This is a genomic window from Paenibacillus sp. FSL H8-0260 (assembly GCF_045040625.1).
GTDB classification, from domain to species: Bacteria; Bacillota; Bacilli; order Paenibacillales; family Paenibacillaceae; genus Paenibacillus_AQ; species Paenibacillus_AQ odorifer.
In genome coordinates, this window is sequence record NZ_CP150298.1 from 2,741,157 (window position 1) to 2,759,463 (window position 18,307).

Annotated in this window: 21 protein-coding genes; 19 read left to right on the plus strand and 2 right to left on the minus strand. The window is 42.2% G+C overall.

Annotated elements, in window-relative coordinates; genetic code table 11:
• Positions 1-33 precede the first annotated feature (33 nt).
• Positions 34-651 (minus strand): nitroreductase family protein, encoded by a 618-nt coding sequence (locus MHI51_RS12005; protein ID WP_076278066.1) that lies wholly within the window; start codon positions 649-651, stop codon positions 34-36.
• 221 nt (positions 652-872) lie between these two features.
• On the opposite strand from MHI51_RS12005, the gene MHI51_RS12010 reads away from it, so the two are divergent.
• From MHI51_RS12010 to MHI51_RS12095, 18 genes are all read left to right on the plus strand, one after another.
• Complete coding sequence (locus MHI51_RS12010) at positions 873-1,715, plus strand: DUF2785 domain-containing protein (protein WP_076220389.1); 843 nt, start codon at positions 873-875, stop codon at positions 1,713-1,715.
• 200 nt (positions 1,716-1,915) lie between these two features.
• On the plus strand, positions 1,916-2,359 hold the full coding sequence (locus tag MHI51_RS12015) for a DUF1641 domain-containing protein (protein ID WP_036685888.1): 444 nt from the start codon (positions 1,916-1,918) through the stop codon (positions 2,357-2,359).
• Between the two features lie 40 nt (positions 2,360-2,399).
• Complete coding sequence (locus MHI51_RS12020; protein WP_036685891.1) at positions 2,400-3,578, plus strand: NAD(P)/FAD-dependent oxidoreductase; 1,179 nt, start codon at positions 2,400-2,402, stop codon at positions 3,576-3,578.
• A 164-nt stretch (positions 3,579-3,742) separates the two neighbouring features.
• Complete coding sequence (locus MHI51_RS12025; protein ID WP_405173898.1) at positions 3,743-4,369, plus strand: SGNH/GDSL hydrolase family protein; 627 nt, start codon at positions 3,743-3,745, stop codon at positions 4,367-4,369.
• A gap of 168 nt (positions 4,370-4,537) precedes the next feature.
• Complete coding sequence (locus tag MHI51_RS12030; protein ID WP_143761996.1) at positions 4,538-5,524, plus strand: hypothetical protein; 987 nt, start codon at positions 4,538-4,540, stop codon at positions 5,522-5,524.
• Between the two features lie 32 nt (positions 5,525-5,556).
• A complete protein-coding gene (gene map / locus MHI51_RS12035; protein ID WP_076218952.1) occupies positions 5,557-6,303 on the plus strand; it encodes a type I methionyl aminopeptidase in 747 nt (248 codons plus the stop codon).
• A gap of 101 nt (positions 6,304-6,404) precedes the next feature.
• Complete coding sequence (locus MHI51_RS12040) at positions 6,405-7,223, plus strand: hypothetical protein (RefSeq protein ID WP_405173899.1); 819 nt, start codon at positions 6,405-6,407, stop codon at positions 7,221-7,223.
• Positions 7,224-7,692: 469 nt separating this feature from the next.
• Positions 7,693-8,115, plus strand: coding sequence for an Rrf2 family transcriptional regulator (locus MHI51_RS12045; protein ID WP_076278062.1), 423 nt, complete (start codon positions 7,693-7,695; stop codon positions 8,113-8,115).
• 176 nt (positions 8,116-8,291) lie between these two features.
• On the plus strand, positions 8,292-8,816 hold the full coding sequence (locus tag MHI51_RS12050; RefSeq protein WP_076278061.1) for a hypothetical protein: 525 nt from the start codon (positions 8,292-8,294) through the stop codon (positions 8,814-8,816).
• A 446-nt stretch (positions 8,817-9,262) separates the two neighbouring features.
• The gene (locus tag MHI51_RS12055) at positions 9,263-9,997 is read left to right on the plus strand and encodes a metallophosphoesterase (protein ID WP_076218947.1); all 735 of its coding nucleotides are present in this window, start codon (positions 9,263-9,265) and stop codon (positions 9,995-9,997) included.
• 92 nt (positions 9,998-10,089) lie between these two features.
• Positions 10,090-10,692, plus strand: coding sequence for a GNAT family N-acetyltransferase (locus MHI51_RS12060; RefSeq protein WP_051491425.1), 603 nt, complete (start codon positions 10,090-10,092; stop codon positions 10,690-10,692).
• A 5-nt stretch (positions 10,693-10,697) separates the two neighbouring features.
• On the plus strand, positions 10,698-11,456 hold the full coding sequence (locus MHI51_RS12065; RefSeq protein ID WP_143759908.1) for a peptidase E: 759 nt from the start codon (positions 10,698-10,700) through the stop codon (positions 11,454-11,456).
• Entirely contained in the window at positions 11,453-12,004 is a 552-nt protein-coding gene (locus MHI51_RS12070) for a GNAT family N-acetyltransferase (protein WP_076218946.1), read from the plus strand. The genes MHI51_RS12065 and MHI51_RS12070 overlap by 4 nt, the downstream gene beginning before the upstream one ends.
• A 36-nt stretch (positions 12,005-12,040) precedes the next feature.
• A complete protein-coding gene (locus tag MHI51_RS12075) occupies positions 12,041-12,385 on the plus strand; it encodes a low molecular weight protein tyrosine phosphatase family protein (protein ID WP_076218945.1) in 345 nt (114 codons plus the stop codon).
• Complete coding sequence (locus MHI51_RS12080; RefSeq protein ID WP_405173900.1) at positions 12,375-12,497, plus strand: hypothetical protein; 123 nt, start codon at positions 12,375-12,377, stop codon at positions 12,495-12,497. Before MHI51_RS12075 ends, MHI51_RS12080 begins: the two co-directional genes overlap by 11 nt.
• Before the next feature lie 218 nt (positions 12,498-12,715).
• Positions 12,716-13,582 carry a VOC family protein gene (locus tag MHI51_RS12085; RefSeq protein WP_076218943.1) on the plus strand — a complete coding sequence of 289 codons (867 nt, stop codon included), beginning with the start codon at positions 12,716-12,718 and terminating at the stop codon, positions 13,580-13,582.
• 67 nt (positions 13,583-13,649) lie between these two features.
• Entirely contained in the window at positions 13,650-14,543 is an 894-nt protein-coding gene (locus MHI51_RS12090) for a beta-1,6-N-acetylglucosaminyltransferase (RefSeq protein ID WP_139329833.1), read from the plus strand.
• An 18-nt stretch (positions 14,544-14,561) separates the two neighbouring features.
• Positions 14,562-15,197, plus strand: a complete 636-nt coding sequence (locus tag MHI51_RS12095; RefSeq protein WP_076278059.1) for an NAD(P)-dependent oxidoreductase — start codon at positions 14,562-14,564, stop codon at positions 15,195-15,197.
• Positions 15,198-15,274: 77 nt separating this feature from the next.
• Here the strand turns inward: MHI51_RS12095 and MHI51_RS12100 are convergent, their stop codons facing one another.
• Positions 15,275-16,036, minus strand: coding sequence for an MBL fold metallo-hydrolase (locus MHI51_RS12100; RefSeq protein WP_076278058.1), 762 nt, complete (start codon positions 16,034-16,036; stop codon positions 15,275-15,277).
• Between the two features lie 250 nt (positions 16,037-16,286).
• Between MHI51_RS12100 and MHI51_RS12105 the strand changes: the two genes are divergently transcribed.
• On the plus strand, positions 16,287-18,305 hold the full coding sequence (locus MHI51_RS12105; protein ID WP_076278057.1) for a Na+/H+ antiporter: 2,019 nt from the start codon (positions 16,287-16,289) through the stop codon (positions 18,303-18,305).
• Positions 18,306-18,307: the final 2 nt, after the last annotated feature.

Consider the following 18,307-nt stretch of genomic DNA (forward strand, 5'->3'; position numbering starts at 1 on the left):
TGCCTCGGATGGAACGTTTTGCTGTATCTATAATCAGATGAATTCAACGAATTCGTTGACTGGCTTACGGTAGCCGCGGGGTCTGATTTTATGTTTTTTGTCTTTGCCGATCGTGATCAGCATAACAGGTACCATATGATCCGGCAGATTCAAGGTGGATTGGATAGCATCAGCATCGAAGCCGATCATCGGGCAGGTATCCCAGCCTTTATCTTTGGCGATCAGCATAAAGTGCATGGCCGAGAGAGAGGCATTACGTATTGCTTCATCTCTTTGAAAAGCATGATTATCAATGTAAGCATTGTTAATCATCTCTATTTGTTCATCATATTCCTCTTGTGACATCGCTCCTAAAGCTTTAAGCCCGCCATAGATTTCTGGAGCCTGCTGATAAGCATGCTTATCTCCCAGCACTACAATAACTGCTGAAGCAGTATGGATTTTATATTGGCCGTAAGCCGCTTCGCGAATTTCTTCTTTTAAACTCTCGTTAGATATCACTTTGTAATTTGTATGCTGTAGATTATAGGCCGATGGTGCCAATCTGGCGTAAGAGAACATTTCCTCTAATTCATTCTGAGGGATGATGACCCCTTCCACAAAATTCATAGCGGATCTGCGTGACTGAATCAAGTCTGTAAAAGCGCTCATAAGTATTCCTCCGTTGTGTATGTATTCGGTTGTAAAATATCAACACCTGATATTTGTAAATGAACTAACTAAATGTTACTAACTCAAAATAACACAGCCTAAAAAATTCGTCAATGATAAAATTTATTGAAGTTAATCTTGAATACCCTGTTGTCAAAAAATAGGACATAAATTAGGATATTAGGATATGTAGAAACACAGTGGATGAAAGGGTGGATAAATTGATTAATAGTAGAGAACAATTGATGATAGATTTGCAAAGAATCGAAGAGAATGACTACGAGCTTAGAAGTGGAGAGGACATAAAGGATTATGTGAAGTTGATGCTTGAGCATATAGGAGATCCCGAGCCTGTACTGCGTGATGAATTGATTTATTCCACATTCTACAAATGGATTAATGAGAAACATTGGTTTAATGACGCGGAGCTTCGTGAACTGCTGTGGATACTTCTTGACGAGCAGCATCTGTTTTATCACATTGGGAATAAAGAAGATCTGACGGTGTATGCAAGAACATTTTCTGTATTGGTTGTTGCTCTTATTCTCCAGCGGCATAGGGAAACGGCTATATTGGATAGCTCTGAATTTATAAAGGTGAAGCAGGGTTTGATTCGTTATTATGAGGAAGAACGGGACTTAAGAGGTTATATGGAAAAAGAAGGCTGGGCACACGCAGCAGCCCATGGCGCAGACGCCTTGGATGAGCTGGTTTTATGCTCGGAGAGTGATGCCGCGGTGCGGGAAGAGGTTCTGGCAGTTATTCAAAAGATGCTTTATAACGATCAATACATATTCAGGGAAGAAGAAGATGAAAGGATTGCTACTATTATAGTTACAATCATCGATCATCATTTACTTCCACAGCAGTCTATAACCGATTGGATTCTCAACTTGGCGCAATGTGGCAGTTGGCCTAGAAGCCACAGCCAGTACGTGACACGAATAAATACAAAGAACTTCCTGCGTTCTCTTTATTTCAGGTTACTTCTAACAGAGAAGAATATGGACATTGTGGAGGTTTTATTGAAAACTGAGAAGAATTTGAATGAATTTGTACATTAATTCACTCAAACGGTTTTAATTAACACTAGTAATTTAAATAATTTATTATAATGTAATAAAAATCACAAATTTTTATGGAAATTCAAAAACTTTGTGACATTTATAACTTGATAAGTGCTATAATAGAAATATGGCGTTAAAAGTTCTTATGTTTTTCATTACTATTAAGCAGCAAAGCTTATTGCAGAGGAGATTTGGATATGTCAGAATCAATCACTCAAACACAACCTGAACAAGAATCACCAAAAGTAGCTGTTAGCAAGGAACAAATGGATGTTCTTGAGCAGCTCTTGAAACCAGAAGTTCAGGAATCATTAACAGTCTTGGTGGAACAGTTGCCAAAATTAACTGAGCTTGTTGGCGTGCTTACAAAGTCCTATGACTTTGTGCAAACTGTCGCAGCGGATGATGTCTTGAAAAGTGATACGGTAAGTGCAATTAAAGAACTTGCTGAACCTGTAGTGCATTCCGCGAAGAATATGGCAGCTACAGTGATCGAAGCAAAAGATCGTGCGAATGAAAGTAACGAAGTTATTGGTCTTTTTGGTCTTATGAAGTTGTTGAAAGATCCACAAGCGCAAAAGCTTTTCCGTTTCGTAAATGCATACCTTCAAGTTGCTGGAGAACGCAGTAAGCAGAAATAATCATTTTCATATCTTATACGTAAGGGACGGAGGAAACATCATGTCTAAACATATTGTCATTCTAGGAGCAGGTTATGGTGGTCTACTAAGCGCCTTAACCGTACGCAAATATCTCAAAAAAGATGAAGCTAAAATTACTGTAGTTAATCAGTATCCTACCCACCAAATCATTACAGAATTGCATCGTCTTGCAGCAGGTAGTGTTGCAGAGGGTGCTGTAGCTATGCCTCTAACTAAGCTTTTCGCAGGGAAAGATATTGACCTGAAAATCGCGAAGGTTAATTCATTTTCTGTGGAGAACAAACAAATTGTTCTTTCTGATGGTGTGACACTTACTTATGATGCGCTTGTTGTAGGTCTTGGCAGCACTACAGCTTATTTTGGCATTCCAGGGCTTGAACAATACAGTATGGTATTGAAATCAGCTGCAGATGCTAACAAAATTCATCAACATATTGAAGATCGTATTCGTGAATATGCGAAATCGAAAAATGAAGCAGATGCAAACATCCTGATCGGTGGCGGCGGCTTAACAGGTGTTGAGCTTGTTGGTGAAATCGCGGATGTATTGCCTACACTTACTAAAAAATATGGCGTTGATCCTAAAGAAATTAAGCTAATGCTCGTTGAAGCAGGTCCTAAAATCCTTCCAGTATTGCCAGATGCATTAATCGAACGTGCTGTAGCAAGCTTGGAAAAACGTGGTGTTCAATTCCTGACAGGTCTTCCTGTTACGAATGTAGAAGGCAATGCGATTGACTTGAAAGACGGTCAAAAAATTATTGCTAACACATTTGTATGGACTGGTGGCGTACAAGGAAATCCACTCATCGGCGAATCCGGTCTTGAAGTTAACCGCGGTCGTGCAACGGTGAATGAATTCTTGCAATCCACTTCCCACAAAGATGTATTCGTTGCTGGTGACAGCGCGGTGGTCTTTGCAGAAGATGGACGTCCTTACCCTCCAACTGCTCAAATCGCTTGGCAAATGGGTGAATTGATCGGATACAATCTGTATGCCTTCTTGAAAAATAAATCGTTTGAAAGCTTTAGCCCAATCAACTCTGGTACACTTGCTAGCTTAGGCCGTAAAGACGGTGTTGCCATCGTTGGTGCAAGTTCTACTCCGTTAAAAGGCTTGCCTGCAACTCTGATGAAGGAAGCAAGTAATATCCGTTACTTGTCCCACATTAAAGGATTGTTCAGCCTAGCTTACTAATATAGCTTAACCCTAAACCCTGCTCAAATCTGAGCGGGGTTTTTGTTATTGTTTTTTTAGTGAAATGTTTGCATTATTGATGTTTCACAGTAGGCTGTATTCATTGTATTTGATATAATAGATTGGGTTATATTAACAGAGGTAGTTAGAGGAGGATTTCATTTATGATATTCCAACAAAACGATGTCATTCTGTTTCAAGGGGACAGCATAACAGACTGGGGGCGTAATCATGAAGACGCTTCATCACTTGGAGTAGGTTATGCAATGATGGTCGCCGCTCGTCTGGGGTATTTATATCCAGAGAAGAATCTTACTTTTATTAACCGTGGTATTGGTGGCAACCGTATTGTTGATTTACAGGGACGTTGGGATCAGGATTGTCTGGATTTGAAGCCGACTTGGGTGTCCATTTATATTGGAATTAACGACACTTGGCGGCGTTTTGATTCTGGTGAAGAAACCACTCCCGAGCAGTTTGAAGCTTCGTATCGGGACCTGATCGAACGCACTCAGAAATCTTTAGATGCTAAATTAGTGCTTATAGAGCCTTTTGTTTTGCCTGTACCGGAAGATCGTAGAACTTGGCGTCAGGATCTTGATCCTAAAATTCATATTGTCCGCGAGCTGGCACGTGAATATGGGGCGCCGCTGGTTCCGCTAGATGGACTTTTTGCAGCGGCTTCCGTAAAAGCAGAACCGGCTTACTGGGCATATGATGGAGTACATCCTACTCCTGCAGGTCATGCACTTATTGCGGATGCTTGGCTCAAAACGATGGGAGTAATCTAATCAATTGCCATTTTAAGACTAGAACCACGCTTTAATAAGCAGGTTGTAGTCTTTTTTTAATCGCGTGTTCATAAAGTCGTTTTTATATATTTATAGACACTGTTATAATTGGAATATGCTTATGTATTGGAGGCGATTCGCATTAGGCGGTTAATATGGATAGCACCTTTGTTATTGGTCGTAGTGTTAAGCGGATGTAAAAGTGATTTGGGCTTCATCAATGCCAGATGGATCGAAGGCGTGTCGTTGACACCCGTGGCAACGAGTGATCAGAAACAAGCGGATCGTCCTTTGCACTCAGAGAGCTTAACGCTAAAGGATTCTGTTTTGATCAAGACGCTTGCGGAGGCTATGAACAAGAGTAAGAAATTTTCTGATGATCTGGATTGGGGTCCGGAATTTGAAATGAAGCTTGTTTATGGGGACGGCTATTCGGAAGATTATTACATAGCGCTTGGAGATCAACTTGGACATGAAGGGATGTTTACTACAGCAGAGAACAGCAGTCAGGGCTATACAATTCCTGTAAAAAACTCTGACCAGTTAAGAAAGCTCATTTATGGAACAATCGATACGGAGAACATTGAACAGGCAGACCCTGTGGAGACTTCTGTCGAGGTAACAGGTCCAGTAACCCTATCACATAATGAACTGTCTCCGGTCACAGGCAGAGCGGGATTTTTAAATCTGCAACTGCTAGAGGGGACATATAGCGAAGATTGGACTACACCGAGTCCGTTAGCGGGAAGAAACTGGAGTGGCCGATTTAGGCTAGTAGTGACTGATGAGCATGGAAAAACACTGAGTAGCTATCCGTTAAATGATCAATTTGCCCAGACCTTTAATGATTTTTTCCAGCTTCAGTTTGAGGATTATAATGGAGATGGTGATCCCGATTTTACGATCGGACAATATGGAACGAGTAACGGTTATTTCTACAAGCTTTTTACACTCAGAAGAAATAACGTGATAGAAGAACTGCCTATTAAACCTGAAAATCAGCTGTTTATCAGCAGTCCTGAGCGGTATTCCATAAAACTGGATAAAGTTGATGAGCATAGCTTCAAGAGAAGTTACTACGATAACGCAGCAGGCAAACAAGTGGAAGATACTTTTCAGTGGGTAGGGAGTGCATTTCAGAGGCTGGACAAATGATTAATTCATGAAGTGAGAGGAATGTGTGTTGGATGACAAGTGATACGGTACAAGATTTAGAAGGGTTAAAAGCTATTGGAAAAGTGGTGGGCCACACCATCGCCGAGATGAAAAAGAAAGTAACCCCTGGGATGACGACTGCGGAGTTAGATCTTATTGGAGCTGAGATTCTGGAAAGCTTCGGAGCATCCTCAGCCCCGAAGATAACTTATAATTTCCCGGGCAGCACCTGCATCAGTGTGAACGAAGAGGTTGCTCATGGTATTCCGGGTCCGAGAGTGATTAATGCTGGCGATTTGATCAACATTGATGTCTCTGCTGAGCTGAATGGGTATTATGGGGATGCTGGCGTTTCTTTTCAATTGCCGCCCTATAACGATGATATTCTGCGTTTATGCCGGAGTACAGAGGAAACCATGATGAGTGTGATCAATCATCTGCGGGCAGGAATGAAGGTTAACGAGATCGGCAGAATGATGGAACTTGAAGCTCGCAAACGCGGTTATAGAGTGGTGCGTAATCTGTGCAGCCATGGAATTGGCAAATCACTGCATGAGAAGCCTTTTGAAATTCTACCCTTCTATAATCCAAGAGTGACCACGGTGCTGAAGGAAGGACAAGTAATTACAATAGAGCCCTTCCTCTCGACTGGAGCGGACTATGTGGAGCAGCAATCGGATGGCTGGACGCTAAGTGTTGTAGATAACGGTCGGGTAGCACAGTTTGAACATACGATTATCGTGACTAAAGGTGAGCCTGTTATTCTGACTAAGGCATAAAGAGTAGTGTGCGAACAGACCTTATTATTTATAGGTTGTGCCCCGCATACGCGATGCAAGGAATCGTTCGAATCTGAAGATAACTATCGGAGGGACCAGAGATGGCTGAGCAAAAGATGATTGAAGAGCCGTTTCAGCAATGGATAAACGATAAGGAGCTGTGGGTACAGCTTAGTGATTTGATGATGCAGGAGAGTAAACTCCCAGGACCACGAGTGAATTTGGAGCGCTCAGACCATTTCGCCAAACAATTCGCTCATCCTAATCTAACAGATACAGGCTGGGAGCTGCTTGTCTCTTGGGCTAACATTACTGAAGCTGAAGCTGGGGTGAATGATCCCCGTGAGTTTCTGCCGTTTTGTGCAGTTAGGGCGTTGGGGGCTTATTACAGTCACGCTGGAGAAGAACAGCAAGTAGTGATTCAAAACAGCATCAAGACAGCTATGAATGATTCGCGATGGAGGGTACGTGAAGCGTCTGCTATGGCGCTGCAAAGTATAGGGGAGGATGATTTCACCCTGCTCAGGCAGCTGATTGACATGTGGGAGAAAGGTGCGAACAGGCTTGAACAACGGGCTTTTGTAGCGGCATTAGCGCATCCTCCTCTTTTAAAAAAGAAAGAAAATACGCTATATTGTCTTCAGTTGGCTGCCCGAATCATGGAGAGTATAGATGGTGGGGGAGCGCAACATGAGGACGCTGAGCATTTTCGCGTATTATCTAAGGGACTTGAATACAGCTTGAGTGTATTTGTGGCGAATGAGCCTGAAGAAGGCTTTGTTATGCTGGAGAGATTTGCAAAGAGCCGAGATGCCCGAATCCTTAAGATTGTGAAGAGTAATCTTGGCAAATCGCGTCTGAGTAAAAAATATGCTGCCCAGGTGGCTGAGATCCTAAAGGAATTCGATAAGATAAGATAGGAAAAGACACTTAGGATACGAGTGCCATTTGGCAGTTGTATTTAATCATTTTTTTTGTTTTTACTTATATTAGAATTAACAATTAAAGAAACAAAGAGAATTAATATAATCAAAGAAAACCACTCTATGGATTGTTCGAATATTAAACTGTACATTATATTAATAAATTCAAAGACAGCTATTATTATTATAAATATGTCCCAACGATCTTTTTTCATTAAAATGCACCAACCTATCTATATTTAATCATTTCAAAAGTATTACTCTATTTACTGTAAAAGTAAATAGAGTTCTTGAATTCTTGATGTTGGATTCAATAATATGTGTCATATTGAGGAATAATCTATATAGAGGATATTGATAGATTATAAGTTGTTCTTATCCTCAAAAGTTTGACAAATGCATGAAATGTAACTATTATAGTTGCATCTGAAGGATGTTTTGCAGCAAGGCAGAAGGAGAGATTTCCATGAATATTAGCACCCGATTTGCGGTAGCCATTCATATATTAACGTTGATTGAGAGCAATAAAGAAGGCAAAAGCACATCTGAGTGGATAGCTGGTAGCGTAAACACAAACCCTGTAGTTATCCGTCGGCTTACGAGTATGCTGCAAAAAGCAGGACTAGTAAATGCCCGCCCCGGAGTCGCAGGCGCCTCGCTTACACGTAGCGCATCCGAGATTACGCTGCTGCAGATTTATAAGGCAGTTAATGCGGTGGAAGAGGACTCGTTGTTTTCTGTCCATGAGCATCCTAATCCCGATTGTCCTGTTGGTAAGAATATAGCCAGTGCAATTGTACCTGTGTTCTCACTCGCCCAAAAAGCAATGGAGAATGTCCTCCAGGAGGTTACATTGGAACAGATTGCGAATGAAATGCCTGAACTTTGATTCCTCCATATCACAGCTTAGAAGGAAGGCCAGAACATGTGAAAACGTGATTCTGGTCTTTTTTTTGCTTAATTAGGTTTATGGGCAAAGAAGGGAAGTAAGAGCGAATATAGAATCTGTATTTAGAAGCCGGATTAAAGATAATATGCATACATACATTGAGGGAGAGCTAAAGAATGTTAAAGAAATTACTGCCTATACTACTAATTATAGTAATGATTACCGGCTGTAATGAATCAAGGGATACCACTAAATACGAGGATGCGAATTTTGGAATCACCTTCAACTATCCGGATCATTGGGTTGTAACTGAGCAGCATGGAGCGCCATTATGGTTAATAGTCTCCACGACTGAGTTTAAAGCTGCTGAGGGACTTAAAGGTCCGGGAGTAATGCTCTTTGGATTTAAGCCTAAGGACATGGAGCTTGTCAACAAATGGCTCGAGGATGGCCGAACGGATTACAACAACGGGGCGGATCTGACAAAAAGTAAAACTAATTTAGGCGGGTTAGAGTTCATAAAGTACGAAACTGAAGTATTCGAAGAGGAAGGGAGTAAAGGGAAATTTATTTATTACGTTATTGAGAAACCGGAAATGTCATTTATGGTGCAGTTCCCTTATAGTGTGGATGAAGTACATAAAGAAGATATGAAGAGGATAGAGGATATTTTACAATCCATAAAGTTTACAAAAGATTAAGTGTGACTAGAACGAGGTAGCTGAAATGATGAAATGTACGGTATAAATGCCGTTGAAATGTGCTGAAGTAGATGGAATGGTGGAATGTACGGTATAAATACCTTTGAAATGGGCTGAAGTAGCTGGAATGGTGGAATGTACGGTATAAATGCCGTTGAAATGTGCTGAAGTGGCTGAAATGGTGAAATGTACGGTATAAATGCCGTTGAAATGTGCTGAAGTAGATGGGAATGGTGGAATGTACGGTATAAATGCCCTATAAATGAGCAACAGTCGATGGATGAACTAAAAGAAAGGCAAAAATGCCCTATAAACGAGCAACAGTCGATGGATGAGCGAAAAGAAGGGCAAAAATGCCCTATAAATGAGCAACAGCCGCTGATGCAGTACAATTAGTTTTAGGATAAGTAACTTTTTTAAAGATCAATATATACGGAGGTTCTACAGTGGAGCAAATTGCAATAATCTCAGACATTCATGGAAATATACCGGCCCTTACGGCCGTTTTAGATGACATCCAGCAGCGGGGAATCAGCAGGGTGTTTTGTTTAGGCGATATTGTTGGAAAAGGACCGAACTCAGATCTTGCACTTGATATCATAAAAAAGAATTGTGAAATCAGTGTTATGGGGAACTGGGATGATTTAATGAATCAGGATGTTGATTTTGAGATGGCTCGGTGGTGCCGCGGGTTGATAGGTCAAGAGCGCCTAGCTTATTTAAGCACGTTGCCGTTTTCGATTGAGTTTATGATGAGTGGTAAATTTGTACGGTTATTTCATGCTTCGCCACGAAGCCTGTATGAACGTGTTCAACCTTGGGATGATTATGAAAAGCGATTATCTTTGTTTGGTTATTCTGATCTCTGCCAGGAGAAACGACAAGCGGATATCGTAGGTTACGGGGATATTCATAATGCTTTTATTCAACATTTAGAAGGCAAGACTTTATTTAACGTAGGCAGTGTGGGGAATCCGCTTGATCTAACCCAGGCATCTTATGTGATTATGGAGGGAGAATACATGGGAGTGTCAGCGGCTCCTTTGAATATGCAATTTGTAAGAGTGCCTTATGACATCGAGTTAGCCGTTCAACAGGCCGTTGAGGCAGATATGCCAGCTGCAGAGCCCTATATTCGTGAGCTTAGAACCGCGCAGTACAGGGGAAGTGTCCGGGGGTAATAAAGGAAGGGGTAATACAGGATACAAAAAGTCAAACTGCAATCCTAATCCAACCCTGATCCAAGCCATCAAAAAGTAATGGAGGGAACAAATTGAAGCTTAGTCACGTATTTGAGCAATTCCCTACTTTGGAATCCGAGCAATTATTACTGAAAAAGATTGAAGTCAGCAACCTTAATGAGGTATTTGGGATATATAGCAATGATCAAGTGTTTGAGTACTGTGGAATTATTCCGAAACATAATAAAGATACAGTCAAGAATATGATCGGTCATTTCGAACGTGATTTTACCAAAGGGGTAAGAGTGAAATGGGGGATTTTCCTCAAAAATAACCCTTACATACTGCTAGGTATCATCGAAGTTATGGATTTTAATCAAAAGGTGGATATGGTGACGATCGGTTACTTTTTGGCGGAACCTTATTGGGGAAAAGGGATTGCAGCTCAGGCCATTCAGTTAGTGGTGAAATATTTATTTGAGACTGCAGAAGTCAATCGAATTCAAGCTGAGGTTATGCCCTTTAATGAACGATCGAAGCGGGTGCTTTTGAAAAATGGCTTTACGAAAGAAGGCACGTTAAGGCAGGCGCATGTATGGTCAGGTAAAGGGCTGGTGGATCTGGAGATCTACAGCATTTTGGCAGAGGAATATTTTGCAAGCATCGGTAAGCCAAGAGTGAGCAATAGGATGTAATCCTAGTGAAAGAAGGGGAAATCATGGGCACTATCGTAGTGATTGGCGGGGGAGAGTTAATCGAGCTTGAAACGCTGGAAATTGATCGTAAAGTTGTGCAGCTAACTCAAAAGGCTAAGCCGAAGGCGTTATTTATTCCAACAGCCAGTAGTGATGCGCCGGGATATTGTGATACTTTTAGCAAAGTATATGGCGATATTCTTGGATGTGAAACAAGTCACTTATTGCTTGTGAGCCAAACTTACACTCATGATGAGATTACAGATTTAATTACAGCTGCTGATTTGATTTATGTTGGTGGAGGCAATACCCGAAAGATGCTGGAGATTTGGAAAAATACAGGGGTAGATACGCTTTTGAAAGAAGCTTATTCCTCTGGAACCGTATTGGCCGGGCTTAGCGCAGGTTCCATCTGTTGGTTTGAATATGGGCATAGTGACTCTGAGGCGTTCGACGATCAGGGGGAATGGCAGTATATCAAGCTTGAAGCCATGGGGATTCTGCCGGGCATTCATTGTCCGCATTATAATGAGGATATTCGGGTTGAAGATTTTACACGCATGGTTAAAGGTGGAGGTTTGCCTGGAATCGCGGTGGATAACAATTGTGCAATCATCTATAAAGATAAGGAATATAAAGTGATGTCGACCAGAGAAGAAGCTAAAGCCTACCGTGTGATTGACTCCGAGCAAGGTGTTGTCGTAACGGAAATAGAAGAACATCCAAGCTACAGACCTCTTTATGAACTGTATAGTGCGTTATGATTATTTTTGAAAAGCAAGAGATCAGACTGAGAACACTTGAGCTAAACGATGCCGCATTACTTGTAAAATGGCTCTCAGACCCCGTTGTACTGGAGTTCTATGAAGGTCGTGATCGCCCGCATGATTTGGAGCTGGTGAAGGAGCATTTTTACGACGAGCAAGCCGAAGTTACGCAGTGTATTGTGCAATACAAGGAGCGGGATATAGGTTATCTCCAGTTCTATCTTATAGATGATGAAGAATTAGAGGTGTACGGCTACGTGGGATTCGAAGGTCAAATCTTTGGGATGGACCAGTTTATTGGCGAGCCTGATTTATGGAATCAAGGAATGGGTTCGCGACTCATTAAAGAAACGGTTAATTATCTTATCGAAGCAAAACAGGCGGATAAAATTGTCATGGACCCGCAAGCCTGGAATAAAAGAGCCCTTAGAGTATACGAGAAGATTGGCTTTGTGAAGAAGAAATACCTTGAACAGCACGAACAACATGAAGGAGAGCTAAGAGATTGTTGGTTGATTGAATACACGAAGCAGGCGAGACAATAGATATCTTTTTAACAATCGGATAAGGAAGGTGCACTTATTAAACTACTGTTTGTCTGCAGCCAGAATCGCTGGCGGAGTCTAACTGCGGAGAAGATCTTTCAAGGAATTGATGGTCATGAAGTGAGATCAGCAGGGACTGAAGATCATGCCAGAATTAAAATTTCTGAAGGGCATTTGGGTTGGGCGGATGTGATTTTTGTGATGGAGAAGAAACATGTTCGAAGAATTCAAGATAAATTTAGAGACTGTGTAAGGGGCAAAAAAATAATTTGCCTGAACATAGCTGATGACTATAAGTATATGGATGAAGATTTGATCGGCCTTTTGGAATCCAGTGTATCCGAATATTTACTGGAATGGAGCAACAAAAATGAGAATTAGAGCAGAAACTGTGGCAGACTATAATGAAGTATTTCAAGTGAATGTTAAGGCTTTTGGTGATCGGGAAGATGAAGCAATTCGCGGTACCGGAGAATGTCTTTATGGTCTGTGAGCTGAAGGAAGGCGTACTGCAGAGGATTAAGGGAGAGTTGAAATACCCGGAAACCTTTTTTTGAATTACTTATTATATGTTCCTGTGAATCATGTTTGGCTGTGAACCAGTCGACATGATTTTTTTATAGGTAATTGACAAACATATAGAAGGTAACTATACTAAAGATAGTTGATTTGTAACTAAAACAGTTACAGCGTGATTGGGAGGAATTTATAATGACGACTAAAACAATACTTCAACCAGACACTCAGATCGGTCTGGTGCAGATTAGAGTAAGCAATTTGGAGCGTTCGCTCACCTTTTATCAGAATGTTGTGGGGTTAAGCGTTTTGCGGCAGACTGGCCGCGAAGTTGAAATGACCGCTGACGGTCAGAATGTGTTATTGATTTTGCGGGAGATTGAAAATGCGCGGGTGATCCGCCCTAATTCTGTGGCTGGGTTGTATCATTTCGCTATCCTTGTTCCAGATCGTCCTAGCCTTGGATTGGTTGTGCGCAATTTGATCTCTTCGGGGATTGAAGTGGGGCAGGGGGATCATCTGGTCAGTGAAGCGTTGTATATTCAGGATCCAGATAATAATGGGATTGAAATCTATCGAGATCGTCCTAAGAGTGAATGGAAATATAATGCGGAAGGGCATGTAATGATGTCCACTGATCCAGTGGATGTAGATGGACTATTGGCAGCTTCTGAAGGTTTATCATGGAACGGGCTGCCAGCGGGAACAGTGATTGGGCATGTACACTTTCATGTGGGGAATTTAAATAAGGCGAAAGCCTTCTACGTCGATTTGCTTGGTTTTGAACTAACAGCTAATTATGGAAGTGCTGCTATGTTTATCTCTGCTGGTGGCTATCATCACCATATCGGGCTGAATGTTTGGGCTGGACAGGGCGCACCTGCGGCTCCAGCTGATACTGTGGGGATTGATTATTTTACCTTAATTCTTACGAATGAAGAGGAACGCAACGCTGTGGTGGAGCGAGTACGGCAGGCTGGTTACGCAGTTACAGAAGTGAATGGAGATCCTACATTCCAAGATCCTTGGAACATTGGAATCAGACTTGTTTTAGAGAGATAATTATATATCCATTTTCGTCCATTTATTTTATAATATTGGAAATAGGTGGGCGGAAGGGTGAAGTTTGTTGGAAGCATTCAAAATGGCGTATATCATTCTTTGTCATAAGAATCCGGAGCAGATCAATTTGCTAATTGATAGTTTAACTAACGAGTCCGTAGAGTTTTTCCTGCATGTCGATCAGAAAAGTAATATTGAAGCTGACATTATTCATCGTAACGATATTCATTTTGTGGAAAAGCCTATTGATGTGCAGTGGGGGCATTACAGCCAGATTGAATGCATTTTGAAGTGCTTTTCGCTGATCAAAGAACATGGGGATTTCAATTATATTCACATTCTAAGCGGTCAGGATCTGCCTCTGGCTTCGAATGAAGTGATTCTAGATTTCTTTAAGGGGAATGAAGGTAAGGAATTTGTGAAGTATTTGCAGCTGCCTAATGCTGCGGAAACTTGGGGATGTTACGAGCGGGTCTCAGTTTACTATCCTAGATTCCTCATCTCAAGGACCCGGCGTATGACAGCGATCCGAATGAGGTACATTAAACTAATTATGAGCGTTCCGTTTCTGCAAAGAAGATTAAGCGCTCTGCCGAACGGTTTATATAAAGGCTCAAACTGGATGTCTATTACAGGTGGATGTATGGAATACATCTTGGATTTTACAAAAAGCTCTCCGGAATACGTCAGATTTTTTAGGAACACTTTATGTGGAGATGAAATCTTTTTCCATACGATAATTTTGAATAGTGTTTATAAGATGCATGTGCTGAATGAAATTAAGCGGTATACAGATTGGGAAACAGGACCGGATTATCCTAGAACGCTAACGATTGAAGACTATGATCGGATCACTCAACGGGGCACGGAATGCTTTTGGGGGAGAAAATTTGATCTCGATATCGATAGAACCATCGTTCAGGAGCTCCTTGATATAAATATTAAAGCGAAAACATCGTAAACTCAGGAGGACAATCATATGAAAATCGCAGTTGTTGGAGCAAGTGGAAAAGCTGGAAGCCGAATTACGCAGGAAGCGTTGGATAGAGGTCATGAAGTTACAGCGATTGTGCGGGATGCATCTAAAGTAACAAATAGTAAAGCGAATGTCATTGAAAAGGATGTATTTGCACTTACCGTTGAAGATTTGCAGGGGTTCGATGTGGTTGTGAATGCTTTTGGTGCGCCGTTTGGACAAGAACATCTGCATGTGGATGCCGGGAATGTGCTTATTGAAGCGTTGAAGGCTTCGCCCGATACAAGATTAATTGTAGTTGGGGGTGCAGGAAGTCTTTATGTAGATGAAGCCAAAACGCTTAAAGTAGTGGATACGAATGACTTTCCTGACTTTATTAAGCCAACAGCGACGAATCAAGCCAAGAATCTGGAGATTCTGCAAGGGACAGATGCACTCTCTTGGACCTTTGTTAGCCCATCTGCTAATTTTGCCATCGGCACAAGAACGGGTTCTTATGTAAAAGGTAAGGATAATCTTCTGGTGAACTCCAAAGGCGAGAGTTATGTCAGCTACGAAGATTATGCCGTTGCTATTGTCGATGAAATCGAACAGCCGCAGCATATTCGTGAACGGTTTACGGTGGGTTCAGAGTCTTAAGTGATAATGAAAAATAACGATTATATATGAAAAAAGAAGGCAGAGCCGGATTTTAGGCTCTGTCTTCTTTTGTATCATTACAGCTTTCCTTTTCCTTCTGCTAGTTCAGCAATACGTCTGTTTGCATCTCCGCGGTAGAGTCCGCCATGATAACAAATGACCGTATCGATCTCATACTCAGAGAACTTGTTCAGAGAGGCCAAAGCCAGCTCCATGTCAGGGGTGGCGGAAGGAGTGGGACCCTGTAGCTCGCCATTCTGAACGGTCAAGGCATCGGCGGCAATAAGTGTACGGCTATCATGATGGTAAAGACTGAGATGCCCTGGGCTGTGGCCTGGGGTATGGATCACCGTAATTCCACCGGCAAAAGGTAACTTTTCTCCATCCACAAGCGTTTGATCCACTTTTCCTTTAGGAGGATGGGCTAATACAGAGAGGAAGGTACGCTGCCATTCCTCAGGTACATGAGCTGGGATCATAGCCGCTGCCGCCGCTAAAGCTTCAGGAGTGTGCTTAAGGAGCATTCGCTCTCCTTGAATATAAGGCTGCTCAATTTCATGAGCCAGAACTGTAAGCTCTAGATCTTCATCAGCCAATAGGGCAGGGAGGCAACCGATATGGTCTAAATCCTGATGCGTGATAATAAGGATACGGAGCTTCTCCCAAGGCACATGTGCTTCTTTTAGAGCCTCTTTGAAAGTAGAGAGTAGACCCGGGAATCCGGTATCGACGAGTACGGCGGTATGTTCATCCCAGAGTAGCGTGGGGTAAATCGTGTCTTTTCCACCCATAACCTGCGCTGTAATCTCGAGCATTTCTATTCCTTGAGCAATGTACATTATATCCCTCCGTGATTGATAATAAGAGCGACGCCGTGAGGCTAATGCATATATTACTCAAAACTGAAAATAAAAACAATAGATAAATATTTAATTATAACACAAATAAATATTTATGTCAATATGTATCTGATGGAATTTTTGTGGAATTTGTAGGGGATTTTAATGTTAAGAATCTTTTGCTAGATTTTGCCCTTGCCTAAAGCTTTGCGATATAATAATCAAATATAAAAAAGGGAGTTGATGTGGTTTGGAGACATTTCTGGTTGTACTCGTCCTACTTGGGCTTATCGCAATATCCAACATCATAAACCGATTCATTCCCTTCGTGCCGATACCCTTAATACAAATTGGCTTGGGTGTAGTGGTCGTACTATTGCCTTTGGGAATACATATGTCACTGGAGCCAGAGTTGTTTTTCGTGTTATTTATTGCTCCGCTTTTGTTCAATGACGGAAAGCGAACACCGAGAAATGAGTTATGGAACCTGCGGGCTCCAATCTTAATGCTGGCACTAGGCTTGGTATTTGCTACAGTGCTTATCGCTGGATATTCCATTAACTGGATGATCCCCACCATTCCACTCACAGCTGCTTTTGCGCTGGCAGCGATCTTATCGCCGACAGATGCTGTGGCGGTAAGCGCAATCGCTGGGAGAGTACATCTTCCCAAGAGTATTCATCGTATTCTAGAGGGCGAATCATTGATGAATGATGCCTCTGGCCTTGTTGCGTTTAACTTCGCTATTGCAGCAGCTGTTACAGGCATATTTTCTTTGCCGAAAGCCTCCATTAGCTTTGTGATTATCGCTTTAGGTGGGCTAATTGTCGGAGCAATACTCGCGTTCCTCCTGATTCGGTTCAGTGTATTTATCCGCAGACTGGGGATGGAGGACATCACAGTACATGTGCTGCTGCAAATCCTGACTCCTTTCATTGTGTATCTGATTAGTGAAGAAATAGGGGTATCCGGCATTTTAGCTGTGGTTGCAGCAGGGATAATTCATGCGGTCGAGAAGGATCGTGCAGTTTCGCCACAGTATAAGCTACAGCTGGTATCCGCCAGTACATGGTCTGTGCTGCTCTACATCTTGAATGGCTTGGTCTTCCTTATTCTCGGATTGTCGATTCCAGATGTTATTGAAGTGATCTACCGGGATACAGCGGTGGACAATCTTATGGTGATTGGTTATGTATTAGCGATAACGTTACTGCTTTTTGTGCTGCGTTTTATATGGGTATATGTATTTTCCCTGGCTGGCGCCGGCCTGCAAAAAATGGAAAAATCGTCTATTAAGTCCATGCTAATCCTGACTATTTCAGGAGTGCGAGGCGCGGTTACTTTAGCCGGTGCCTTTTCGATTCCTTTTGTGTTAGGAGATGGCTCACCTTTTCCTGAACGTGATCTAATTATCTTTATCGCTGCGGGTGTGATTCTGATGTCGCTGCTGATCGCTAGTATCTTTTTACCAATTCTCGCAGGTAAAGAAGAGCCGGTTGCCGAACCAGGGGACACTGAGGTTGAACAGGCGGCCAAATCTAAGGTCGTTGCTGCCGGGATAACGCTGCTTCAAAGTATGATGACGGAGGAGAGCAAGGATTCCGCACAGCCAGCTTTGAGTGAATTCAGAGAAAAGGTTTATAGTCTGAACCGCGAGGATCAAGCGAACGATCCGGCATTTGAGGAACTCCGTCGGCTTGGGGTTGAAGCAAGGATAGTGGGCTTGCATGCTGAACGCAAAGAGCTGACCCGATTGCTTACTAACAATGAGATTCCTGCCTCAGTGGCTCAGAAAATGGAAGAATTCTTGGATCATAGTGAAGTTTTCTTAGCCAGAAGTCTCAACTCTCAAATTAGATTATCCCTTACAGAGATTAGAAGGCTATTTGCGGGGATGTTCTCAGGACAAAACGAACGGGAAGCTAGCCAACAAATGCTGCAACAGGCTGAATGTGCAAGAAAAGCTAAGATTTCTATGTCCCGCGCAGCAATAGCTGCTGTTAATGCAAGTATGAATGAGAACAACCGAAAAGCAGTAGAGAAGGTTGCATGCAGTTATGAGCAACTAATCGCACGCTTCGAGCAGGGTCAAGGCTGGACAAAGGATGGTCTTGTTGATGATCAAAAGCTTGAATTGAAACTGAAAGCTATTCAGGAGCAACGGGATAAGGTGCAGCAAATGTATCAGGATGGAACCATTAACCGCAAGCTAGCCGGTAAATTACGCAAGTTCGTCGATCATTTGGAAACATCCATTTGGGAGGATTAGCT